This window comes from Arthrobacter sp. P1_B11 (assembly GCF_056406715.1).
Window position 1 is genome coordinate 1 of sequence record NZ_JBFTZQ010000036.1, and the last position, 23478, is coordinate 23478.

At 65.3% G+C, this 23478-nt stretch carries 20 protein-coding genes; 3 read left to right on the forward strand and 17 right to left on the reverse strand.

Annotated features, from left to right (window positions below; all coding sequences use genetic code 11):
• Nucleotides 1–319, forward strand: a 319-nt coding sequence (locus tag AC1D14_RS20315) for an OpcA/G6PD domain-containing protein (RefSeq protein ID WP_476969097.1), incomplete at its 5' end; no start/stop codon positions are given.
• Nucleotides 309–1127: a 6-phosphogluconolactonase gene (pgl, locus tag AC1D14_RS20320; RefSeq protein WP_230117197.1), complete on the forward strand. Its 819-nt coding sequence runs from the start codon at nucleotides 309–311 to the stop codon at nucleotides 1125–1127. The genes AC1D14_RS20315 and pgl, both read left to right, overlap by 11 nt.
• Here the strand turns inward: pgl and AC1D14_RS20325 are convergent.
• The 17 genes from AC1D14_RS20325 to AC1D14_RS20405 all read right to left on the reverse strand — a co-directional run bounded on the left by AC1D14_RS20325 (nucleotide 1098) and on the right by AC1D14_RS20405 (nucleotide 20759).
• On the reverse strand, nucleotides 1098–1523 hold the full coding sequence (locus AC1D14_RS20325; protein WP_354962124.1) for an RNA polymerase-binding protein RbpA: 426 nt from the start codon (nucleotides 1521–1523) through the stop codon (nucleotides 1098–1100). The genes pgl and AC1D14_RS20325 overlap by 30 nt on opposite strands.
• A 76-nt stretch (nucleotides 1524–1599) precedes the next feature.
• Nucleotides 1600–1857 (reverse strand): preprotein translocase subunit SecG, encoded by a 258-nt coding sequence (secG, locus tag AC1D14_RS20330; RefSeq protein WP_230117199.1) that lies wholly within the window; start codon nucleotides 1855–1857, stop codon nucleotides 1600–1602.
• Between the two features lie 49 nt (nucleotides 1858–1906).
• The gene (gene tpiA / locus AC1D14_RS20335) at nucleotides 1907–2722 is read right to left on the reverse strand and encodes a triose-phosphate isomerase (protein ID WP_230117200.1); all 816 of its coding nucleotides are present in this window, start codon (nucleotides 2720–2722) and stop codon (nucleotides 1907–1909) included.
• 91 nt (nucleotides 2723–2813) lie between these two features.
• Entirely contained in the window at nucleotides 2814–4040 is a 1227-nt protein-coding gene (locus AC1D14_RS20340) for a phosphoglycerate kinase (protein ID WP_476881829.1), read from the reverse strand.
• A 10-nt stretch (nucleotides 4041–4050) separates the two neighbouring features.
• A complete protein-coding gene (gene gap / locus AC1D14_RS20345) occupies nucleotides 4051–5061 on the reverse strand; it encodes a type I glyceraldehyde-3-phosphate dehydrogenase (RefSeq protein ID WP_230117202.1) in 1011 nt (336 codons plus the stop codon).
• A gap of 268 nt (nucleotides 5062–5329) precedes the next feature.
• The gene (locus AC1D14_RS20350; protein WP_230117203.1) at nucleotides 5330–5953 is read right to left on the reverse strand and encodes a superoxide dismutase; all 624 of its coding nucleotides are present in this window, start codon (nucleotides 5951–5953) and stop codon (nucleotides 5330–5332) included.
• 180 nt (nucleotides 5954–6133) lie between these two features.
• Entirely contained in the window at nucleotides 6134–7114 is a 981-nt protein-coding gene (whiA, locus tag AC1D14_RS20355; protein ID WP_230117204.1) for a DNA-binding protein WhiA, read from the reverse strand.
• Nucleotides 7115–7123: 9 nt separating this feature from the next.
• Nucleotides 7124–8137 (reverse strand): gluconeogenesis factor YvcK family protein, encoded by a 1014-nt coding sequence (locus AC1D14_RS20360; RefSeq protein ID WP_230117205.1) that lies wholly within the window; start codon nucleotides 8135–8137, stop codon nucleotides 7124–7126.
• Complete coding sequence (gene rapZ / locus AC1D14_RS20365) at nucleotides 8137–9060, reverse strand: RNase adapter RapZ (RefSeq protein ID WP_230117314.1); 924 nt, start codon at nucleotides 9058–9060, stop codon at nucleotides 8137–8139. Before rapZ ends, AC1D14_RS20360 begins: the two co-directional genes overlap by 1 nt.
• A 103-nt stretch (nucleotides 9061–9163) precedes the next feature.
• Nucleotides 9164–11179 carry an excinuclease ABC subunit UvrC gene (gene uvrC, locus AC1D14_RS20370; protein ID WP_230117206.1) on the reverse strand — a complete coding sequence of 672 codons (2016 nt, stop codon included), beginning with the start codon at nucleotides 11177–11179 and terminating at the stop codon, nucleotides 9164–9166.
• Nucleotides 11180–11260: 81 nt separating this feature from the next.
• The gene (locus AC1D14_RS20375) at nucleotides 11261–11929 is read right to left on the reverse strand and encodes a lysophospholipid acyltransferase family protein (RefSeq protein WP_230117207.1); all 669 of its coding nucleotides are present in this window, start codon (nucleotides 11927–11929) and stop codon (nucleotides 11261–11263) included.
• Nucleotides 11916–12632, reverse strand: a complete 717-nt coding sequence (locus AC1D14_RS20380) for an HAD hydrolase-like protein (protein ID WP_230117208.1) — start codon at nucleotides 12630–12632, stop codon at nucleotides 11916–11918. The genes AC1D14_RS20375 and AC1D14_RS20380 overlap by 14 nt, the downstream gene beginning before the upstream one ends.
• Nucleotides 12633–12752: 120 nt before the next feature.
• On the reverse strand, nucleotides 12753–15695 hold the full coding sequence (gene uvrA, locus AC1D14_RS20385; RefSeq protein ID WP_230117209.1) for an excinuclease ABC subunit UvrA: 2943 nt from the start codon (nucleotides 15693–15695) through the stop codon (nucleotides 12753–12755).
• A gap of 46 nt (nucleotides 15696–15741) precedes the next feature.
• Complete coding sequence (locus AC1D14_RS20390; protein WP_230117210.1) at nucleotides 15742–16122, reverse strand: GntR family transcriptional regulator; 381 nt, start codon at nucleotides 16120–16122, stop codon at nucleotides 15742–15744.
• Nucleotides 16119–18011 carry an ABC transporter ATP-binding protein gene (locus AC1D14_RS20395; RefSeq protein WP_476876813.1) on the reverse strand — a complete coding sequence of 631 codons (1893 nt, stop codon included), beginning with the start codon at nucleotides 18009–18011 and terminating at the stop codon, nucleotides 16119–16121. Before AC1D14_RS20395 ends, AC1D14_RS20390 begins: the two co-directional genes overlap by 4 nt.
• The gene (locus tag AC1D14_RS20400) at nucleotides 18008–19804 is read right to left on the reverse strand and encodes an ABC transporter ATP-binding protein (protein WP_476969098.1); all 1797 of its coding nucleotides are present in this window, start codon (nucleotides 19802–19804) and stop codon (nucleotides 18008–18010) included. Before AC1D14_RS20400 ends, AC1D14_RS20395 begins: the two co-directional genes overlap by 4 nt.
• A 181-nt stretch (nucleotides 19805–19985) precedes the next feature.
• The gene (locus AC1D14_RS20405) at nucleotides 19986–20759 is read right to left on the reverse strand and encodes a trans-aconitate 2-methyltransferase (RefSeq protein ID WP_476969099.1); all 774 of its coding nucleotides are present in this window, start codon (nucleotides 20757–20759) and stop codon (nucleotides 19986–19988) included.
• 148 nt (nucleotides 20760–20907) lie between these two features.
• Here AC1D14_RS20405 and AC1D14_RS20410 point away from each other — a divergent pair, with 148 nt between their 5' ends.
• Nucleotides 20908–23451, forward strand: coding sequence for a DEAD/DEAH box helicase (locus tag AC1D14_RS20410; protein WP_230117214.1), 2544 nt, complete (start codon nucleotides 20908–20910; stop codon nucleotides 23449–23451).
• Nucleotides 23452–23478 lie beyond the last annotated feature (27 nt).

Consider the following 23478-nt stretch of genomic DNA (forward strand, 5'->3'; position numbering starts at 1 on the left):
GCTGGCGCTGGCGGCCTGGCTCACCCTCTCCCTGGACGCCCCGGTGACGATCGTCGCCGACCCCGCGGGCACCGGTATCCGGCGCGTCCGCCTGAGCCGGGCAAGCGGCGACGTCCAGCTGTTCCGGCCCGGACTGTCAGTGGCCGAACTGACCCAACCGGGCCAGCCTGCCCAGCGGATTTCCCTGCCGCGGCGAAGCCTGCGGGACTGCCTGGCCGAGGAACTGCGGCGTCTGGATCCCGACGAAGTGTTCGGCGAAGTGATTACTATTGGACTGCCACGTACCAATCTAAGGAGTGTCCGTCCCAGTGAGCGCTGACCCGAGAGTAAGCATCCATCCAGACTCTTCCGTCCTCATGGCCGCCATCGCGGCTCGCCTGATCACCAAGCTCGTCGATGTCCAGGACAGGTTCGGTGAGGCAACGGTGGTGCTGACCGGGGGCACGGTGGGCATCGGTACTCTCAAGGCGGTGGCGGACTCACCGGCGGCGCCCGCGGTGGACTGGTCCAAGGTGAACTTCTGGTGGGGTGACGAACGCTTTGTCGGCGCCAAGGATCCCGACCGCAACACGCTCCAGGCCCATGAGGCACTGCTGAAGCACATCGCGGTGGACCCTGCACGCGTCCACGAGCCGGGCTCTTCGGACGATTTCGAAGGCCCGGAGCTGGCCGCCGAGGATTATGCCCGCCGGCTCGCCGACGCTGCGGCGTCCGAACACGCCGCTGACATGTCTGACGACAGGCCCGAGAACCCTGGGAACCTGCCGCGCTTCGACGTTGTCCTGCTTGGTGTGGGGCCGGACGCCCATGTGGCGTCGCTGTTTCCGGAACAGGGCGGCGTCCGCGAGAAGCAGCTCACGGTGGTCGGGGTGCGCAACTCACCCAAGCCGCCGCCGGAGCGGATTTCGCTGACGCTTCCCGCGATCAACACGGCGGCAGAGGTGTGGATGGTTGTTGCGGGCGAGGACAAGGCGGGAGCGGTCGGTTTGGCTCTTGCAGGCGCCAACCCTGTGCAGGTTCCCGCGGCCGGACCGGCCGGGCGCTCCCGCACCCTGTGGCTGATCGACGAAAACGCGGCGTCACGCGTGCCTGAGCAGCTAGTCCGCAAGGCCCCCGCGGGCTCGTAGCCGTTGAAGCGCTCCGGCCAGGACATCTTCCGCGTCCTGGCTGGAGCGTCTTTCTTTAACGTAATCCAGGTGGCTCTTGTAGCCATCCTCGTTTGCTTCCTCCCCCAAGGCTGCCCCGGGGTGCCGGGAGGCGGCTTTCCCGCATCTGCGGCAATCCCACACTTCGGGAATCTGCTCTTCGGGCAGCTTAACGAAAACAGGCCGCGTCTCGTGCCCCTGGACGCACCAGTAGGAGACACAAATACGCGGCAACCGCTCACCGAGCGGGTCTTCGCCCTGATTCCTCAGCCCGGTCCCTTCCGTGACACCTACACGGGTACCCCGGAAACCGGAAGATGAATGCGCCACCGGGAACTCCTCGCTACTAGCACCATTGCTGTTAAGGTCAACAGCCACAGTTTAGTGCGGAGTTCCCGATGGCGGCAGGGTCATGCGCGGCGCCGGGCCTGCGGGGCCGGCCAGGCAGGGCCCGCTAGGAGTCAGCGACGCCGGTAAACCGCATCAGCAGACCGAGCGAGATGATGACCACGCCCCAGGTGATCCCGAGGATGATGGTGAACCTGTTCAGGTTCTTCTCGGCAACGCCGGAGGAGCTCAGGCCGGAACTCATTCCGCCGCCGAACATGTCCGACAGACCGCCGCCACGTCCCTTATGGAGCAGGATGAGCAAGGTCAGCAGGAGGCTGGTGATGCCCAGGAGGATCTGCAGAATGACATGAAGAACGTCCACGACGGCCTTTCAGAAGATAGGAAATGCGGGAATCTGGCCTGCGTCCGGACTAGTCCGTCACCAGGTGACTCTCGAACCTGACAATATTAGCAAACTCGGCAGGATCAAGGCTGGCGCCGCCCACCAACACGCCGTCGACGTCGCGCTCATTCAGGATCGCCGCCACATTGTTGGCTTTCACAGAGCCGCCGTAGAGAAGCCGCACCTTGGCCGCGATGTCCGCGCTGAACAGTTCAGTCAGTTCGGCCCGGATGGCGGCACACATTTCCTGGGCGTCTTCGGGCCCGGCAACTTCACCGGTCCCGATGGCCCAGACGGGCTCGTATGCGACCACGAGTTCCGCGGCCTCCTCTGCGCTGAGCCCTTCGACGTCGGCGCGGAGCTGATCCAGGGTGTGCTGGACGTGCGTGCCTGCCTGGCGGATTTCCAGACCTTCGCCGACGCACAGCATCGGCGTGACGCCGTGGCGGTAGGCGGCCTTGACCTTGGCGTTGAGAACGTCGTCAGACTCGTTGTGGATGGTGCGGCGTTCGCTGTGGCCGACCAGGACGTACGTGCAGCCGAGCTTGTTCAGGAACTGCCCGGAGATGTCCCCGGTGTAGGCGCCGGAGTCGAACTGGGACAGGTCCTGGCCGCCGTAGGCTACGTCGAGTTCGTCGCCCTGGACGAGCGTCTGCACGCCGCGAAGGTCCGTGAACGGCGGGAAGACGGCAACTTCCACGCGGCTGTAATCATGCTTTGCGTCGGACAGGGTCCACGCAAGCTTCTGCAGGAGCGTGATGCCCTGGACATGGTCCATGTTCATCTTCCAGTTGCCCGCAATCAGAGGCTTGCGGTCGAAGGTGCCGTTTGTTGACGTTGTCACGTGTTCTCCAAAAGTGCAGGTCAAAAGTGCGTGTCAGGTGAAACAGCCGGCAGGGCGCACGCATACTGGCGCCCTGCCGGCTGGGAGTGCTTTAGCGGTCCAGGACGCTCAGCCCGGGGAGTTCCTTGCCTTCAAGGTATTCCAGGCTGGCGCCGCCGCCGGTGGAAATGTGGCCGAACTGGTCATCGGCGAAGCCGAGGGTCCGGACTGCCGCGGCTGAGTCGCCGCCGCCCACCACTGTGAAGGCATCCGTCTCGGTCAGAGCCTGTGCCACGGCCTTGGTGCCGGCCGAGAACGCCTCGAATTCGAAGACACCCATGGGCCCGTTCCAGAAGACGGTCCTGCCAGCCTTGATCCGCTCGGCGAAGGCCTTTGCGGAGTCCGGGCCGATGTCCAGGCCGATGCCCTGCGCACCAAAGCTGCTGCTTTCGATGGCCTCCGCACTGACGGTCTCGTGGTCCGCGTCGGCGGCGAACTTTGCTGCCACCACTACGTCGGTGGGCACCACGAATTCCGTGCCGGCGTCGGCTGCACGCTTGAGGTAGTCCTGGACGACCGGGATCTGGTCCTCTTCCAGCAGGCTGCCGGCGACCTTGTGGCCTTCGGCCGCAAGGAATGTGAACAGCATGCCGCCGCCAACGAGGATCGTGTCCGCCTTGCCGATGAGGTTGTCGATGACAGCGAGCTTGTCAGAAACCTTGGAGCCGCCAAGCACCACGACGTAGGGACGCTGGGTGTCTGCCGTGAGCTTGCGCAGCACCTCTACCTCGGTGTGGACGAGGTCGCCCTGGTACGACGGAAGCCGGGTGGCGACGTCGTAAACGCTGGCGTGTTTGCGGTGCACGGCACCGAAAGCGTCATCCACATAGGCGCCGTTTTCTCCGGTCAGGGCCACCAGCTCGTCCGCAAAGGCGCCGCGCTCGGCGTCGTCCTTGGTTGTTTCGCGGGCGTCGAAGCGGACGTTCTCGAGAACGAGAACCTGCCCGTCCTGCAGGGAGGAGGCGAGCTCCTTCGCTGCTGGTCCGACCGTGTCTTCCGCCAGCGAGACGGGGAATGACGCGAGCTCGGCCAGCCGCGCGACAGCGGGCTTGAGCGAGTACTTGTCTTCCGGGGCGCCCTTGGGGCGGCCCAGGTGGGCTGTTACCAGCACGCGGGCACCGGCGTCCGTGAGCTTTCCCAGCACTGGCAGTGAGGCCTTGATACGGCCGTCGTCAGTCACTGTAGAGCCGTCGAGCGGCACATTCAGGTCACTTCTGACAAGAATGTACCGCCCGCGGACACCTTCAGCGATCAGTTCGTTGAGGGTGTGAAATGTCATGTAGCTAACCCTAGCCCAGCTTGGATGCGACGAGCTCCGTGAGGTCCACCAGACGGTTTGAGTAGCCCCATTCGTTGTCATACCAGGAAACAACCTTGACCTGGTTGCCAATGACCTTGGTCAGTCCGGAGTCGAAGATGGAGGAAGCAGGGTCGCCAACGATGTCGGAGGAGACGATCGGCTCATCCGTGTAGGTCAGGAAGCCCTGGAGTGCCTCGGACTCAGACGCCTTCTTCAGTGCTGCGTTGACTTCCTCAACCGTGGTCTCCCGGGAAACCGTGACGGTAAGGTCGGTTGCGGAGCCGGTGGGGACCGGTACGCGGATGGCGTAGCCGTCCAGCTTGCCCTTGAGCTCCGGAAGGACCAGGCCGATGGCCTTGGCCGCACCGGTGGAGGTGGGGACCATGTTGATCGCTGCGGCGCGGGCGCGGCGGAGGTCGTTGTGCGGGCCGTCCTGCAGGTTCTGGTCGGCCGTGTAGGCGTGAATCGTGGTCATGAGACCGCGTTCGATGCCGAACTCGTCGTTGATGACCTTGGCCAGCGGGCCCAGGCAGTTGGTGGTGCACGACGCGTTGGAGATGATGTTGTGGGCTGCGGGGTCGTACAGCTCGTGGTTCACGCCCATCACGATGGTGATGTCCTCGTCTGAGGCCGGGGCGGAGATCAGGACCTTCTTGGCGCCGGCGTCGATGTGCTTCTGCGCTGCGGCGGCCTTGGTGAAGAAGCCGGTGGACTCGATGACGATGTCAACGTTCAGGTCAGCCCAGGGAAGGTTGGCCGGATCCCGCTCGGCAAGGACCTTGATGGCGTTGCCGTTGACGACCAGGTTGCCCTCTTTGACCTCAACGGTTTCGGTCAGGCGGCCGCCGACGGAGTCGTACTTCAGCAGGTGGGCAAGTGCCTCGGGGCTGGTGAGGTCGTTGACAGCAACGATTTCGAGGTCCGCACCCTGTGCAAGTGCTGCGCGGAAGTAGTTGCGGCCGATGCGGCCAAAGCCGTTAATACCAATACGGGTGGTCACTTTTTTCAGTCTCCTTGGTGCTTGTTGAAGCACAACTAGTTGAGCGGGCGTTCTAGCCAACTAACAGATCCCGCACGCCATTGGGCAGAGATGATTACCAGATCGGAGGGCGACCAGCCACATTGCTGAAGGCTAACCGCCTTCCGTGATCCATCTTACGTTTAAGAAGGTCTGCCCCCGCAAGTGCGGGGGCAGACCGTCCACAATTCGGCCCTAAAGACGCCGAATGTGAAGTTTGTTACCAGTGTGCGTTGCGCACATCACAGCCCTAGAGCGTGATCAGACCGGTGGCATTGGCGCGGGCGGCGGCGAAGCGCTGCGCGACATCTGCCCAGTTCACGATGTTCCAGAATGCCTTGACGTAGTCCGCCTTGACGTTGACGTAGTCGAGGTAGAAGGCGTGCTCCCACATGTCCAGCATGAGCAGCGGCGTGGTGCCAAGTGCCACATTGCCCTGCTGGTCGTAGAGCTGCTCGATGACGAGGTTGCCGCCGATGGGCTCGTACGCCAGGAAGCCCCAGCCGGATCCCTGCAGGCCGAGGGCGGCTGCGGAGAACTGGGCGCGGAAAGCGTCGAAGGAGCCGAAGGCGTCGTCGATGGCTGCAGCCAGCTCGCCCTCCGGCTTGTCGCCGCCGTCCGGCGAGAGGTTGTTCCAGAACACGGAGTGGTTGATGTGGCCGCCGGTGTGGAAGGCCAGGTCCTTGGAAAGACGGTTGATGTTGGCGAAGTCGCCCTTGTCGCGGGCCTCGGCGAGCTGGGCCAGCGCGTTGTTGGCGCCCGTTACGTAGGCTGCATGGTGCTTGCTGTGGTGCAGCTCCATGATCTTCGCGGAGATGTGGGGCTCCAGCGCTGCGTAGTCGTACTTGAGTTCGGGCAGAACGTACTCGGTCACAAAATCCTCCAATGTAGTGGACAGCTTGTCCGGTTTGGTAACTCTCGGATTGTGCATCCGGATGACTGGTCACCCGGAAATTTCCAATGGCTGGATCCTGGCACCCTCACCGGTTCCTGAGCCGAAGCTCCCGGCCAGCCAGGGTATCTCCACCATCTGGTCTTGATTCTAGGGGCGCCGCTACTCGTCCAGCATTTCCGGCGTCACATTGGCATCCGTCCCGGGAATGCCGAGATCAGAGGCACGTTTGTCGGCCATGGCCAGCAGACGCCGGATGCGTCCGGCGATGGCGTCCTTGGTCATGGGCGGATCGGCGAGCCGTCCAAGTTCATCGAGGCTGGCCTGTTTGTGGGCAACCCTGAGCTCCCCTGCGTATTTGAGGTGTTCGGGAACGTCGTCGCCGAGGATCTCCAGGGCTCGGTCGACGCGTGCTCCTGCGGCTACCGCCGCCTGGGCCGAACGCCGGAGATTGGCGTCGTCGAAGTTGGCGAGCCGGTTGGCGGTGGCCCGCACTTCCTTCCGCATGCGCCGTTCCTCCCAGACCATCAGCGCGTCGTGGGCGCCCATCCGGGTGAGCAGTGCGGCGATTGTGTCGCCGTCGCGGATCACCACGCGGTCCACTCCCCTGACTTCACGCGCCTTCGCCTGGATGCCGAGCCGCCTCGCGGCACCTACCAGGGCCAATGCGGATTCCGGGCCGGGACAGGTGACTTCCATGGAGGAAGACCGGCCGGGCTCGGTCAGGGAACCGTGGGCCAGGAAAGCACCGCGCCACACCGCCTCGGCGTCGGCGGCCGAGCCGTTGACCACCACCGAAGGCAGTCCGCGCACCGGGCGGCCCCGGGTGTCCAGGAGGCCGGTCTGCCGGGCCAGGGCCTCGCCGTCGCGGACTACCCGCACCACGTAACGGCTGCCGCGTCGCAGCCCGCTGCCGGAGACGACGATGATTTCGCTCTGGTGCCCATAGACTTCGGCGATGGCTGCCCGCAGGCGCCGGGCCGTGGAGGCCAGGTCCACTTCGGCCTCGATGACAATCCGGCCGGAAATGATGTGCAGTCCGCCGGCAAAGCGGAGCATGGCCGAGACTTCGGCCTTGCGGACCGAAGACTTCTTTATGTCCAGGCGGGACAGTTCTTCCTTGACTGATGCTGTCAGTGCCATGGCACCTTCCTAACTGTTCCCAAAAATATCCTGGTAGGCCGTTGCGAGCCGCAGGGGGTCGTGTACAGGACGCCGACCCGGAGCCCCCACTTTACCCAAGACAACCTCGGCTCCGATCATCCCGGCGGCCCGCTCAAACTCCTTCATATCCGAAACGGACGCGGGGTCGGCGAGCACCACGTCCGCGCTGAACTCCGGAGCGTAGGTGCGCAGGACGTGCAGGTGGTCGGCGGCGGACATCCCCGAGGTCTCCTTGGTGTCCATGGCGAGGTTCATGGTCAGGCAGCGTTTGGCCGGCGTGTCACACAGCGCCTGCCGCATCTCCGGCAGCAACAGGTGCGGCAGGACGGAGGTGTACCACGACCCCGGACCGAGAACCACCCAGTCGGCCAGTTCGATTGCCGTCAAAGCCTCCACGCACGCCGGTGCATGTTCGGGCAGCAGCCTGACGCTCTCAAGCGAGCCGGCGACGGCGCAGCGCGCCTGGCCTTTGATGGTGGTGAGCGTGCTGCTGCCGTCGGGCGAGGCAACGCGGACGTCACCCTCGATGGTGAGCGGCACCGTGGACATGGGCAGCACCTGGCCGCGGGCCCCGAGCAGTGCGCCGGCCCACTTCAGCCCGGCCACTGCATCGCCGAGCAGCTCCCAGAGCGTAACGATCAGCAGGTTTCCCATGGCGTGGTCGTCCAGCGAGCCGCCGCCCGGCCCTGACCGGAAGCGGTGCTGCATGACGTCGCGCCAGGTGCGGCCCCAGTCGGTGTCGTCGCACAGCGCGGACAGCGCCATCCGGAGATCGCCCGGGGGCAGGACTCCGTACTCTTCGCGGAGGCGGCCGGAGGATCCGCCGTCGTCCGCCACGGTGACAATAGCGGTCAGCTCGGACGTCAGCAGCCGCAGCGCCGACAACGAGGCCGAGAGGCCGTGGCCTCCGCCGAGGGCCACGACCGAAGGTCCCTTTGCCTGCTGGGAGCCGGCCAGGCCGGAGGGCGGAATGAGCGGCAGCGGGCCGGTGAGAACTCCCATTATTCGCGGCCCAGATCCCGGTGGGTGGTGGTCACCGTGACGCGCGGATATTGCGCCAGTTTCTTGGAAAGCTCGACGGCGACCGCCACCGAGCGGTGTTTCCCGCCGGTGCATCCCACGGCGATGGTGGCGTAGTGCTTGTTCTCGCGGCGGTACCCGTCGAGGACGGGTTCAAGTGCCAGGACGTAGCGTTCGACGAAACTCGGAACGCCTTCGGCCTCGAGGACGTAGTCGCTCACGTCCTGGTCGAGGCCGGTGTGCGGGCGGAGCTTCGGCACCCAGTGCGGGTTGGGAATGAAGCGGACGTCCGCCACATAGTTCGCATCCACGGGCAGGCCGTACTTGAAGCCGAAGCTCATGACGTTCAGCCGCAGGGCCACAGGGCCAGTCTCCGTGAACAGTTCCGTGATGGCGGTGGCCAGCCCGTGCACATTGAGCGCGGACGTGTCGAGGACGAGGTCGGAGGAATCCCGCAGCTCCTTGAGGAGTTCGCGCTCGGCGGCAATGCCGTCCAGGATCCGGCCCCCGCCCTGGAGCGGGTGCGGGCGCCTGCCCTGCTCGAACCGGCGGACCAGGACGTCGTCGCTCGCATCCAGGAACAGCACCCGGAATGTGACTCCACTGGCCGCCAGGGCGCCGAGGGCTGCGCGGATGTCCGCGAACAGCGCCTTGCTCCGCACGTCCATGACGACCGCCAGCTTGGGAATGGACTGCGGGGCGTGGGAGACCAGCTCGGCGAGGGTGCCCAGCATCTGCGGCGGCAGGTTTTCGACGACGTACCAGCCGTGGTCTTCGAGGGCGTCAGCCGCTGTGCTGCGGCCCGCCCCGGACATGCCGGTCACCACCAGCAGTTCTGCCTCGACTGGCTTGACCGGTGTGAGGCCGTCCTCGTCCGCGCCCGATCCCGCCGTCGACTCTGCCATTAAATCCAGCCCCATTCCTGCTCTGCGCTTCTTGTGTGCCTGCGCACGCCAGTGCGCGCGGCAGGATTCCCGTACTTACCCTAGCTAAGATTCAGGACGCTAGCTAAGTTTCCAGGACTTCGCCGGTGGTCATGTTGATGGCTGGCATGGCGTCGGCGGACTCGCTCCCGGCTCCGTTCGAGCTGAAGTGGGTGACGATGGCCGCGGCAAGCGACGGGCCGATGCCTTTAGCCGCGGTGAGCTCGTCGATGGACGCCGCCTTGATTTTCTTGGCGGAGCCGAAGTGCGCCAGCAGCGCCTTGCGCTTGGAGTCGCCGAGGCCGGGCACGCCGTCAAGGACCGAGACGGTCATGGCCTTTCCGCGCTTCTGCCGGTGGAACGAAATGGCAAAGCGGTGGGCCTCGTCGCGGATGCGCTGCAACATGTACAGGCCCTGCGACGAACGGGGCAAAATGACCGGGAAATCACTGTCCGGCAGCCACACCTCCTCAAGCCTTTTGGCCAGTCCCACAACATAGACGTCGTCCACACCGAGCCCCGCGAGGGCGCGTGCAGCCGCGTTGACCTGCGGTTTTCCTCCGTCCACCACCACGAGGTTGGGAGGGTAGGCGAATTTGGCCCGCGGTGCGGGAGTGGTGGTGTCCTCTACCGGCGCGTCGGCCGACCCGGCAGGCTTCGCCGTGACGGTTCCCAGGTCGGAGGCCTCCACCTGTGCCGTCTTATCCAGCAGATAGTGACGGAAGCGCCGGGTGAGGACGTCGTGCATGGCCGCGGTGTCATCCGTAGCCGCCGCTCCCGTGATGGAGAATTTACGGTAGTCGGATTTCTTAGGCAGACCGTCTTCCACCACCACCATCGAGGCCACGACGTTCGTTCCCTGGACGTGGGAGACGTCGTAGCACTCGATCCGCAGCAGCGGCACGGGCAGCTCCAGGGCTTCCTGCAGTTCCTGCAGGGCCTGGGACCGCACGGTGAGATCGCCGGCACGCCTGGTCTTGTGGAGCTTGAGCGCGTGCTCCGCGTTCTCCCGGACCGTCGACATCAGTGCGGCCTTGTCGCCGCGCTGCGGCACCCGGATGTCCACTTTCGCGCCCCGAAGGCCGCCCAGCCACACCGCCAGTTCAGCTGCGTTGCTCGGCTCCACCGGAACCAGCACCTCGCGGGGCAGCCGACCCTGGGTATCGCCGTCCTCCCCGTAGACCTGCTGCAGCAGGTGCTCCACAAGGTCCGGCGTCGTGGAATCCTCCACCTTTTCAACCACCCACCCGCGCTGGCCCCTGACGCGGCCGCCGCGCACATGGAACACCTGAACCGCAGCTTCGAGCTCGTCCTCGTACAGCGCGAAAACGTCGGCGTCCGTGTCTTCAGCGAGCACCACGGCGTTGCGTTCAAAGACTTTGCGGAGGGCGACGATGTCGTCGCGGAGCCGGGCGGCCCGTTCGTAGTCAAGTTCGGCGACGGCGGCTGCCATCTCTTTTTCCAGCCGGGAGATGAAGCGCTTGGCCTCGCCTCCCATGAAGGCGCAGAAGTCCTCGGCCAGAGCCCGGTGCTCCTCGGGCGTAACCCGGCCGACGCAGGGGGCCGAGCATTTGTCGATGTAGCCGAGCAGGCACGGCCGGCCGCTGGCCTGGGCTCGTTTGAGGACACCCGGGCTGCAGCTGCGCACCGGGAAGACACGCAGCAGGGTGTCCATGGTTTCCCGGATGGCGCCCGCCGTGTAGGGGCCGAAGTAGCGGGTGCCCTTGCGCCGCTCGCCGCGCATGACCTGCACACGGGGCAGCTTCTCCCCCATGGTGACGGCGAGGTACGGGTAGGTCTTGTCGTCCCGGAACACGACATTGAACCGCGGCTTGAATTCCTTGATCCACGTGTACTCCAGCTGCAGCGACTCAAGCTCGCTGCCCACCACCGTCCATTCCACGCTGCTGGCGGTATGGACCATGGCGTGGGTCTTGGGCAGGAGGCCCGCGGGGTTGGCGAAGTACGAGTTCAGGCGGGAGCGGAGGTTCTTGGCCTTGCCCACGTAGATGACCCTGCCGTGGGGATCCCTGAACCTGTATACGCCCGGATTGGTCGGAATTTCACCCGTCTGGGGTCGGTAACTTGCTGGATCTGCCACGCTTCAAGTCTACTGAGCTTCAGGCAGGCCCGTTGCCCGGCCCTGGAGGCGCCGGACGACGCCTGGGTGCGGGGGCACTGCCTACTCGACGGCCTTGCTCTGGTTGTAGCTCGTGGAGCGCTCCTGGCCGCTCAGCCCGGCAATGGCGTCCATGATGCGGTCAGTGACCTGGCGGCGTGCCGGCAGGGAGTGGTCCGGGCCGGTCTTCTCGAAATAGAGCGGCTCTCCGACCTTCATCGTGAAGTGCTGGGGTTTGACGGCATTGCGGCCGGCGGGTTGCAGCTTCTCGGTTCCGATGAGGCCCACCGGGATGACTGGCGCGCCCGTCGTGAGTGCAAGCCAGCCAACGCCGGTCCGGCCACGGTAGAGGATCCCGTCCCGCGACCGTGTGCCCTCGGGGTAAATGCCGATGCCTTTCCCGTCCTCCAGGATGTCCAGGAGCGTCTTCAGCGCCTGCACGCTGGCGGCCTGCTCCCCGCGCTCAACGGGAATGGAGCCGACGGCTTCAAAGAACGACTTCATGAGCCGCCCCTTGAAGCCTCTGGTGGTGAAGTACTCCGCTTTGGCGAAGAAAGCGACCGGCCGCGGCATCAGCGCCTGCACAATCACGCTGTCCAGGAACGAGAGGTGGTTGGGGGCCACGATGAACGGGCCCTCCTTGGGGACGTTTTCCAGTCCGATGACCGTTGGCCGGCACGTTCCCGAAATCAGCCCGCGGGTGGTCCAGCGGATGCCGTCAAACAGCTCCATCGTTGCGCACCTCACTCAGGGCGGCGGCGCGGACTGATTCCAGTTCCTCGATGGTGGTGCGCAGGCTGGGGGTGTCGTGAACCACGGCGACTGCCCCGGCTTCCTCCAGTTCGCCGTCAAGGGCAAAACCCCAGCCGACACCGACGCAGTCCAGGCCATTGGCGAGTGCTCCTGCCACGTCCTGGGCGCGGTCCCCCACCATCACGGCATGCTGCGTGCGGAGGTCGGCCATGGCGGCAGCAATGATGCCCGTCTTGCCGACCGGTCCGGCCGCCGCTGCGGTTTCGTTGACCGCGGATCCCCGGACGGACTGGAACCGGTTTGCTATCTTGTGGTGCTGCAGGACAAGCTGCGCCAGGGTTTCCGGCTTCTGCGTGGCTACGGCGACGGGCCGTCCTGCGGCCACGTAGCTGTCGAGGAGCTCCACAATCCCTGGGTACAGGCGGCTCTGCGATATGCCGGTGTCAAGGTAATGCATCCGGTAGCTCCGGATGACTGCAGCAAGCATGGCCGGTGGAACGGCCGCGATATTCAGCAGTGAATCGCTCAGCTTGGGCCCGATCATGGCGTCCAGGACGTCCTGGGCGGGGACGGGAAGGCCAAATTCCCGGAGGGCCGACGCAATTCCGTCTGTTATTCCGCCGGCCGGATCGACAAGAGTGCCGTCCAGGTCGAAGATCACGGGCACTGTTGTTGAAGTCACCGGCTTAGTTTCTCATGACAGCACCTTTGCTCAAACTCACATGCCGTGCAGGGAATACTTCCCCGCACGGCATGGTGAATTTCACCGCCGTCCGCCGAATGGGCTGGTCAGCTGCCTGCTCTAGCCGAGGATCTCCGCCAGGAAGCTGGCGGTGTGGCTCTCCGTCGACTTGGCAAGCTGCTCCGGCGTTCCTGATGCCACGATCCGTCCGCCTCCCGAGCCGCCGTCCGGGCCGAGGTCCACGACCCAGTCCGCACTTTTGATGACGTCCAGGTTGTGCTCGATGGTGATGACGGTGTTGCCCTTGTCCACCAGGCCCTGAAGTACCAGCAGCAGCTTCCGGATGTCCTCGAAGTGCAGGCCGGTGGTCGGCTCGTCCAGGACGTAGATGCTGCGGCCGTTGGAGCGCTTCTGGAGCTCCGCAGCGAGCTTCACACGCTGGGCTTCGCCGCCGGAGAGCGTGGTGGCTGGCTGGCCGAGGCGCACGTAGCCGAGTCCGACATCCACGAGCGTGTTGAGGTGACGGGCAATCGGGGAGAATGCCGCGAAGAATTCGGCCCCTTCCTCGATCGGCATGTTCAGCACGTCCGCGATGGTCTTGCCCTTGTAGTGCACTTCGAGCGTCTCACGGTTGTACCGGGCACCGTGGCAGACCTCACAGGGAACATACACATCCGGCAGGAAGTTCATCTCGATCTTCAGCGTGCCGTCACCCGAACAGGCCTCGCACCTGCCGCCCTTGACGTTGAAGGAGAAGCGTCCCGGCAAGTATCCGCGGACCTTGGCCTCGGTGGTTTCCGCGAACAGCTTGCGGATGTTGTCGAACACCCCCGTGTACGTGGCCGGGTTGGAGCGCGGTGTGCGCCCGATGGGGCTCTGGTCCACATGGACCACCTTGTCCAGGTGCTCCAGCCCCTGGACGGTCTTGTGCCGCCCCGCCACCTGCTTGGCGCCGTTGAGCTTGTTGGCGAGCACCTTGTACAGGATCTCGTTCACCAGGGTGGACTTGCCGGAGCCGCTGACTCCCGTCACGGCCGTAAACAAGCCCAGCGGGAAAGCGGCATCGACATTAATGAGATTGTTTTCCCGGGCGCCGATGACTTTCAGCTCACGCTTTTTGTCGTACTTGCGCCGTTTCTTGGGGACGTCGATCTTCTTCCGCCCCGAAAGGTAGTCACCGGTGAGGGACGCCGTGTTCTCGAGCAGGGCTTCGTAGGACCCGGAGTGGACCACCTGGCCGCCGTGCTCCCCTGCCCCGGGCCCGATGTCGACGATCCAGTCCGCTTCATGGATGGTGTCTTCATCGTGCTCGACCACGATGAGGGTGTTGCCCATGTCCCTGAGCCGGGTGAGCGTCTCGATGAGCCGGCGGTTGTCCCTCTGGTGCAGCCCGATGGAGGGCTCGTCCAAGACATACAGCACGCCCACCAGACCGGAGCCGATCTGCGTTGCAAGCCGGATCCGCTGTGCCTCGCCGCCGGAAAGGGTCGCGGAGGGCCGTTCAAGGTTCAGGTATTCCAGCCCGACGTCCAACAGGAACGTCAGCCGGGCCTGGATTTCCTTGAGGACCTGGTGGGCGATCTGTGCCTCGCGTCCGGTCAGCACGAGATTGCTGAGGAATTCGGCGCAATCCCGCATGGGCAGCGCTGCCACCTCCGCGATCGATTTGCCGTTGATGAGGACAGACAGCGACGCCGGGTTGAGCCTCGCGCCGTTGCATGCAGGGCAGGGAACCTGCCGCATGTATTCCTCGTAGCGGTCGCGGGCCCAGTCCGAATCCGTCTCGCCATGCTTGCGGTGCACGTACTGGATGGCGCCTTCGAACCCGGTGCTGTATTTGCGCTCCCGGCCAAACCTGTTGCGGTACTGAACCACCACGTTATGGTCCTTGCCGTGGAGGACGGTCTGGCGGACGTCGGCCGTCAGCTTCTCCCATGGGGTGTCCATGGAGAAGCCGACGTCCTTGGCGAGTCCGTCCAGCAGCCGGTTCCAGTATTCCGTGGTGGCGGTGCCGAGGGACCACGGCGCGATGGCACCTTCGGCCAGCGAAAGCTCCGCATTCGGAACGATGAGGTCCTCATCGACTTCGAGCTTGGTTCCGATGCCGCTGCAGGCCGAGCAGGCGCCGAACGGGTTGTTGAAGGAGAACGACCTCGGCTCGATTTCGTCGATGGCCAGCGGGTGCTCGTTGGGGCACGCCAGATTTTCCGAGAACGCACGCAGGCGGCCGGGGGCATCGGCGTCGAGGTCCACGAACTCAGCCAGCACGCGGCCTTCGGCCAGTCCCAGGGCCGTCTCGATGGAATCCGTCAGCCGCTGGCTGATGCCCTCCTTGACCACGAGCCTGTCCACTACGACTTCGATGGTGTGCTTGAACTGCTTGCCGAGCTTGGGGGGATCGCTGAGCTGAATGAGCTCCCCGTCCACCCGGGCGCGGGAATAGCCTTTTGCCGTCAGTTCCTTGAAGAGGTCGACGAACTCGCCCTTGCGGCCGCGCACCACGGGTGCGAGGACCTGGAAGCGGGTGCCGTGCTCCAGTTCCAGCAGCTGGTCCACGATCTGCTGCGGTGTCTGCTTGATGACGGGCTCGCCGCAGACCGGGCAGTACGGGCGGCCCACTCGCGCCCACAGCAGACGCATGTAGTCGTAGATCTCGGTGATGGTGCCGACCGTGGAGCGCGGGTTCTTGCTCGTGGACTTCTGGTCGATGGACACCGCCGGGGAAAGGCCTTCGATGAAGTCGACGTCGGGCTTGTCCACCTGCCCGAGGAACTGCCGGGCGTAGGCCGAGAGCGACTCGACGTAGCGGCGCTGGCCCTCGGCGAAGATGGTGTCGAAGGCAAGGGACGACTTCCCCGAACCCGAGAGGCCGGTGAAGACGATCATCGCGTCCCGCGGAAGATCGAGGTCCACGTTGCGCAGGTTGTGTTCCCGTGCGCCCTTGACTACCAGGCGGGACAGATCCGGGCGCGCAGGAGTCGCGCGCTCCGGTTTCGCAGGGTTCAGGGGCACGACGGCGGAGTGGGCATCAACGGCTGATTCTTCAGCTACGGCTTTAGGCACCCACTAATGCTAATCGAAAACTTCTTCGAATATCCATGCGGGCCTGCTATTCGGCGTCGTAGGCCGCGGCGAGCAGGTGGACGGCCTCGGCGAAGCTGGCGCCCTGCGACTTGGCGGCGTCGGCGTATGCGGCGGCGGCCGCCGAGAGCGCACCCCAGCGTTCATCCCGGGCACACACGACCGTCCCGTTCCGCCCTTTGGTGGCCACAACTCCGGCGGCTTCGAGCTCCTTGTAGGCCCTGGCGACCGTGTGGGGAGCGACGCCGAGAAGCTCGGCAAGGTTCCTGACAGCGGGCAGCCGGGTCCCGGGGGCAATCTTTCCCTGGTCTGCCTGCTCGATGACGTGGAGCCGGAGTTGTTCGTAGAGGGCCACGGAACTTCCGTGGTTGGGTTTCCACTCTCCGGGGAATGACTGACCGGCGCTCACAGGGCCGACACCCCGGTACCACCGTTGCCGGCGCCCCGGTGCCGTGCACTCCCCTGCCCCGCACCCTCACGCGCCGCTGCCGCGTCCCCGGTGACGTATGCCCGGTCGAGGCGGCGGAACTGTGAGTTGTAGAGGCGTGTGTAATGTCCACCCGCGGACAGCAGGCTTTGGTGGGTTCCCTGTTCAACGATGCGTCCGTGATCCATGACCAAGATTAGATCAGCGTCGCGGATGGTGGACAACCTGTGGGCAATGACGAAGCTGGTCCTTCCCTGCCGCAGCCTGTTCATGGCCAGCCGGATTTGCACCTCTGTCCGCGAGTCGACAGAGCTGGTGGCCTCATCCAAAATCAGGACGCCGCGCCCCGCCAGTTCCGCCCGCGCAATGGTGATGAGCTGCCGCTGCCCTTGGCTCAGCGAGTCGCCGTCGTTCCCGAGCTCTGTGGAGTAGCCGCCCGGCAGGGCGCGGACGAAGTGGTCAACATGGGTTGCTTCGGCTGCAGCAATGATCTCCGCGTCGCTTGCCCCCGGCCAGCCGTATTCAATATTTTCGCGGATCGTCCCGCTGAAGAGCCAGACGTCCTGAAGCACCACACCAAAGTTGGACCGCAGTGAATCCAGCGGCACGGTGGCGATATCGGTGCCGCCAAAAGTGATTCGGCCGGAGTCCAGCTCATAGAAACGCATCAGCAGGTTCACTACCGTGGTTTTCCCGGCGCCTGTGTGGCCGACGATGGCCACGGTCTGTCCTGGCAGGACTGAAAAGGTCAGCCCCCTCACGGCGGGCACGCCCGGGACATACCCGAAGGTCACGTCATCGAAGTCGATGCGCCCACCCAGGTTCTCTGGCTCCCGGAGGGCGGGTGCAGTCTCCGGAGGGATCTCTTCGGCGTCCAGGAGGGAAAAAACCCGTTCCGCTGACGCCGCGCAGGATTGCATCAGGGTCAGCATTCCACCGATCTGGCCCATGGGCTGCGTGAAGAGCCTGCTGAACTGGATGAAGGCCTGGATGCCGCCAATGGTCATGGTCCCGGCCGCGACTTGGAGGGCACCCACCACGGCCACAGCCACGTAGTTGAGGTTTGCAATGAACACCATGAGCGGCTGCACTGCGCCGGAAACGTATTGTGCCCTGGCGGATGTTCGGGCCAGGCGGTCGTTGCCGTGCCCGAAAATCTCCGCCACGGCTTCCTGCTGCCCAAATGCCTTGATCACCTCGTGGCCCGTCACGAATTCCTCGATGTGGGCGTTCAGCGTTCCCGTCGAAGCCCACTGGTCGGCGAAGTCTGCCTGCGACTTCCGGGCTATCAGCACGGTGATGAGAGTGGATATCGGCACGGAAATGAGGGCGATTGCCGCCAGCAGCGGCGAGATCCAGAGCATCATGGCCAGTGAGCCCAACAGCATGAGGACGGCCATGATCACCTGCGTGAGCAACTGGTTGAGGGACTGCGAGATATTGTCGACGTCGTTGGTCGCCCGGCTGAGCACGTCACCGCGCGTCTGCTCCTGGAAGTGCGACGACGGCAGCCGGTGCAGTTTTGCTTCGACGGCAGAGCGGAGGCCGAAGACGAGCCGCTGCACGGCGCTGGCGGTGAGTGCGCCCTGAAGCCAGTTGAAGAGCGACGTGCCGACGTACATCAGCGCCACCAACAGGAGCAGCCCTGCCAGCTTGCCTTCGTCTAAAGTGCCGCCCACAAAGGACGCCACCACTACGTCCGTGGCGTCGCCGAGGAGTTTCGGCGCCGCGACGTTGAGCGCTGCGAAACCGCAGGTGGCAGCAACGGCAATGGACATGCGGCCCCGGACCGGACGCAGCAGCCCGATGAGCCGGGCGGCAGCCGCCAAGAATATGTTCACCGGCCTCACGGCGGCATGTGCGCCTCTCATGGCAGTTCGTCCAGGGCGAGCTGCGATTCGGCGATCTCACGGTAGGTCCGGGAAGTCCGGAGGAGGTCCGGGTGGGTCCCTTGGGCCACCAGCCGGCCGTCATTCAGGACGAGGATTTGGCCGGCGTCCACGATGCTGGAAATCCGCTCGGCAACAATGATCACGGTGGCTGATTCCAGGGCGGGCACCAGCGCCTCCCGGACACTGGCTTCCGTGGCGTAGTCCAGAGCGGAGAAGCTGTCGTCGAAGAGGAAAAGCTCCGCCTTGCGGAGAATGGCGCGCGCAATGCAGAGACGCTGCCGCTGGCCACCCGAAAGTCCGGCCCCGCCCTGCCCGACCGCGGCGTTCAGGCCGTTCGGGAGGTTGCGGACAAACTCTTCCGCCTGCGCCCGCCGGAGGGCCAGCCACAGGTCTTCGTCCGTGGCCGCGGGCGATGCCATGCGCAGGTTTCCTGCGATGGTGCCGGAAAAGAGGTAGGCACGCTGTGGAACCACCGCCATCCGGCCCCGCAGCTCGTCCAGCTGCAGTGTGCGGATGTCCCGTCCGCCGAACCGGATTTCACCGCCGACGGCGTCCAGGAAGCGCGGCAGCAGATTCAGCAGTGTGCTCTTGCCGCTTCCCGTGGAACCGATGATGGCGGTGACGGACCCGGGGCCGGCCGTGAAAGAGATGCCGGCCAGAACCGGAGTTTCTGCGCCCGGATAGGCGAAAACGACGTCTCGGAATTCCACCGTTCCTCCGGTCGGCGTGCCGGCGTCGGATATTCCGCCAGCAGCGGCACCCTCGACGAAAGCGCCGTCGACGAAAGCGCCGGTCGGGGAGATCGGGGACGGACCCGCAATGGCCGGGTCCACGTCCAGCACGCCCTGGATGCGCTCAGCGCAGACGGCCGCGCGGGGAGCGGTCATGAACACGTACATGGCCATCATGATGGCGAGCAGGATTTGCAGGATGTACGCGATGAAGGCCGTGAGTGCCCCCACTTGCATCTGGCCGCTTTGGATGAGGTGGCCGCCGAACCAGACCACCGTCACGGACGACAGGTTCACCACGATCATGATCATGGGCAGCATGCCGGCGACGAGGAGGGCCGATTGGAGGTTGTTGCCCGTCAGTTTGCGGTTCGCCTCGGCAAAGCGTGCCGCCTCGTGGTCCTGGCGTACGAAGGACCGGATAACGCTGGCACCGATGATCTGTTCGCGCAGGATCCTGGTTGCGCCGTCGATCAGAGCCTGGCCCTGGCGGTAGAGCGGAATCAGGCGCCGCACAATGAGGGCCATGATGACCATCAGGAGCGGAACAATGGCGATCACGACGGCGGACAGGGCCGCGTCCTGCTGGATCGCCAGGATGATGCCGCCGATGCCCATGACGGGCGCGGCGGCCAGCATGGTGAAGACCAGCACGGCGAAGGTCTGGATTTGCTGGACGTCGTTCGTGGCCCGGGTGACAAGGCTGGGAGCGCCGAAGGCACCCACTTCCTGGGAGGACATGGCCTGGACCTTAGCGAAAAGTTCGCGCCGGAGACGGTGGCCGATCTTCATGGCCACCGCGGCACCGAGATAGCCCGCGCCGAGGGCGGCGGCCACCTGGACTACGGAGAGTCCGATCATCCAGCCGCCGAGGCGGAGGATCACGTCCGTCCGCCGCGGCAGGATCCCTTCATCGATGACGCTGGCGTTCAGCGTGGGGAGCAGCAGGTTGCCGGCGGTCTGGAGCATTTGCAGCACGATGATGCCCCACACCGTGGCGCGGTGTTCTCCGAGGAGGCGGCGCATCAAACCAAAGAGCACCGCGCCTCCTCCATCGCCGGGGCAGAACACGGGCCTGGTTAACCGGTCCCCATGCCCGCCTCGCCATTGTAAGCTACATCACATTCGTCACTTCGTTGTCTATAAAGACGCGCCGGAAACGCCTACGGTTCACCGCCGGCCCCAATTAAAGAGGGCCGGAGAAGAACCCGGGAACCGCGCCCTAAAGCTTCCGTGCCACGGCGAAGATCCTTCGGAACGGAAAGACGGTTCCATGGGCCGTGGCGGGGTACGCCTTTGCCAGGAGCGCGGCATATTCGGTCTCGAATTCGCCCCCCTCTTCCGGCGTGAGAGCAGCCAGGACAGGCCGCAGGCCTGTCCCCCGCACCCACTCCAACACCGGGTCTTCCCCGGAAAGCAGCTGCAGGTAGGTGGTTTCCCACGCATCAGCCGCGCACCCGGCGTCGAGCATGATCTCCAGGTACCGTGAGGGCTCGGCAACGGCGTCATCGTGGCGGAGGACGCCGTCGAGCCTTGCGGCCCAGCCCGGCGACTCGGCGAGTTCCCGCATGAGCGTGTGGGAAGGGGACTCGAAGTTGCCCGGCACTTGGAGCGCGAACCACGCACCCGGCCCCAGCGCTTCCAGCCAACCTGGGAGCAGTTCCCGGTGTTCCGGGATCCACTGCAGCGCGGCGTTGCTCACCACAACGTCGGTCTCGGGCGACGGCGTCCAGCCGGCAATGTCGCCGAGGCGGAACTCCAGGCGCGGTGCCGCCGCGTGGATTTCAGCCTTGGACAGCATCTCCGGCGAGGAATCGAGGCCCACTACCCGGGCCCCGGGCCAGCGTTCCGCCAGGGCCGCCGTCAGGTTGCCCGGCCCGCACCCCAGGTCCACCACTTCACGGGGTGCGGCGGCGTCTATGCGGCCGGTCAGGTCAAAAAACGGGCGCTGTCGGTAGTCGCCGAACTGGACGTATTTCGCGGGATCCCAGTGCACTTGGCCTCCGGTGGGTCGTGACGGCGCGGTCAGCGTCAGGTGCGGTCAGCCTGCGCCGCGGCCGCCCTGAACGTGCAGCCACCGCGAGCCTAGCGGCGGGCACGGGAGAAAGCACGCAAGGCAGGCACACGCACTAAGCTGGAAAGCAATGAAACTCGTTGAACAGCTCCCCTCCCCGGCCGCACGGATCGCAACGGCGGAGGTTGACCCGGACACTCTTTACCTGCGGTTCGTGGAGTGGACGGAAAGCCGGGGACTGGAGCTGTACGCCGCCCAGGACGAAGCCATCATGGAATTCGCCTCCGGCGCCAACGTGATCCTTGCGACACCAACCGGTTCTGGCAAATCCCTAGTGGCCATTGCCGCGCACTTCCAGGCGATGGCCCGCGGGGAGCGCAGCTACTACACGGCTCCCATCAAGGCCCTGGTCTCGGAAAAGTTCTTCGCCCTATGCGACATTTTCGGGGCTGAGAACGTGGGCATGATCACCGGCGATTCCGGCGTCAACCAGGACGCCCCGATTATCTGCTGCACGGCGGAAATCCTGGCCAACATCGCGCTGCGGGAAGGTGCCGCAGCGGACCTTGGGGCGGTCATCATGGACGAGTTCCATTTCTATGCGGATCCGCAGCGCGGCTGGGCCTGGCAGGTCCCGCTCCTGGAGCTCCCGCAGGCCCAGTTCCTCCTGATGTCCGCCACGCTCGGGGACGTGAGCCGCTTCGAGGCCGGGATGACCGAGCTCACGGGCCGGCCCACCACCACCGTCAGTTCCGCGGAACGTCCTATTCCGCTGCACTACTACTATCACCAGACCCCCGTCCACGAGACGCTCGAGGAATTGCTGTCCACCAGGCAGGTTCCCGTCTATGTGGTTCACTTCAGCCAGGCCGAAGCCATCGAACGGGCCCAGACGCTGATGAGCATCAACGTCTGCAGCCGCGAGGAGAAGGACCGGATCGCCGAGCTGATCGCGAACTTCCGCTTCGCCGCGGGCTTCGGCAAGACCCTTAACCGGCTGGTCCGGCACGGCATCGGCGTGCACCACGCCGGCATGCTGCCCAAGTACCGCCGCCTGGTGGAGCAGCTCGCCCAGGCGGGCCTGCTGAAGGTCATCTGCGGCACCGACACGCTGGGCGTCGGCATCAACGTGCCCATCCGTACGGTCCTGCTTACCGCGCTGAGCAAATACGACGGTGTCCGCACCCGCCTGCTCAACTCCCGCGAATTCCATCAGATCGCCGGCCGCGCGGGCCGGGCCGGCTACGACACCGCCGGCACAGTCGTGGTCCAGGCGCCGGAGCACGTGGTCGAGAACGTCAAGGCGATGGCCAAGGCAACCGCCAAGTTCGGCGATGACCAGAAGAAGCTGCGCCAGGTGGTCAAGAAGAAGCCGCCGGAAGGCTTCGTGTCCTGGGGCGAGCCCACCTACAACCGCCTGGTGGAATCTGTTCCAGACCCGCTCACCTCCAGCTTCACGGTCACCCACGCGATGCTGATGAACCTGATGGAACGGCCCGGTGATCCCTTCACTGCTGCCCGGCGCCTGCTCACCGAGAACCATGAAACGCGGCCTTCGCAGCTGCGGCTGATGAAGAAGGCGCTCGCGATTTACCGCGAGCTGCTCGCCGCCGAGGTGGTAGAGCGCATCCCGCCGGCAGAGCAGGGCGCCGACGGCAGGAGCGTCCGCCTGACAGTCCATCTGCAGGCCAACTTTGCCCTGAACCAGCCGCTCTCCCCCTTTGCCCTGGCCGCGCTGGAACTGCTGGATCCGGAATCGCCGTCGTACGCACTGGATGTGGTCTCTGTCATCGAGTCCACGCTGGAAAAGCCGCGTCAGATCCTCTCCGCCCAGCAGAAGAAGGCCCGGGGTGAGGCCATCGCCGCGATGAAGGCGGACGGCATCGAGTACGACCAGCGCATGGCGATGCTCGATGAGGTCACGTACCCGCAGCCCCTCGGGGAAATCCTTGGTGAAGCCTTCGAGGTCTACCGGAAGGCGGCGCCGTGGGTGGGCGACTTTGAACTGGCGCCGAAGTCCATCATCCGGGACATGTACGAACGCGCCATGAACTTCGGCGAGTTCGTCCAGTTCTACGGGCTGGCCCGCTCCGAAGGCATCGTGCTGCGGTACCTCGCCGACGGCTTCAAGGCCCTGCGGCAGACCGTGCCGCAGGACGCCCTTCGGGATGATCTCGAGGACCTCATCGCCTGGCTCGGCGAGCTGGTCCGCCAGGTCGACTCGAGCCTGCTGGACGAGTGGGAGGAGCTGACGTCCGGTGCGGCGCCGACTCCCCACGACGCCCCGCCTCCCCCGCCGCCGTCGCTGACGTCGAACATCCGCGCCTTCCGCGTCATGGTCAGGAACGAGATGTTCCGGCGCGTGGAGCTTTTCGCGGACGAGAATGCGGCCGCGCTGGGCGAGCTCGACGGCGATGCAGGCTGGGACGCCGACCGGTGGGAGAACGTCCTGGACGACTACTTCGACGAACACGACGACATCGGTACCGGCCCCGACGCCCGCGGGCCGGGACTGCTGATGATCACCGAGGGGCCGGAAGCATGGAAGGTCCGCCAGATCTTCGACGACCCCGCCCGCAACCACGACTGGGGCATCTCCGCCGAAGTGGATCTGGCCGCCTCCGACGAAACCGGCACCGCCGTTGTCCGGGTGACCGAGGTCAACAGGCTCTGACGGCCAGCCCCTTACGGGAGGACACAG

What these genes read in the sequence shown, in the direction of transcription:
- AC1D14_RS20340 (WP_476881829.1), bottom strand. Translation starts at nt 4,040, where the DNA reads ATGACATTTCACACCCTCAACGAACTGATCGCTGAAGGTGTCCGCGGG.
- whiA (WP_230117204.1), bottom strand. Translation starts at nt 7,114, where the DNA reads ATGGCACTGACAGCATCAGTCAAGGAAGAACTGTCCCGCCTGGACATA.
- AC1D14_RS20360 (WP_230117205.1), bottom strand. Translation starts at nt 8,137, where the DNA reads ATGGGAGTTCTCACCGGCCCGCTGCCGCTCATTCCGCCCTCCGGCCTG.
- rapZ (WP_230117314.1), bottom strand. Translation starts at nt 9,060, where the DNA reads ATGGCAGAGTCGACGGCGGGATCGGGCGCGGACGAGGACGGCCTCACA.
- AC1D14_RS20375 (WP_230117207.1), bottom strand. Translation starts at nt 11,929, where the DNA reads ATGGAGCTGTTTGACGGCATCCGCTGGACCACCCGCGGGCTGATTTCG.
- AC1D14_RS20395 (WP_476876813.1), bottom strand. Translation starts at nt 18,011, where the DNA reads ATGAGAGGCGCACATGCCGCCGTGAGGCCGGTGAACATATTCTTGGCG.
- AC1D14_RS20410 (WP_230117214.1), top strand. Translation starts at nt 20,908, where the DNA reads ATGAAACTCGTTGAACAGCTCCCCTCCCCGGCCGCACGGATCGCAACG.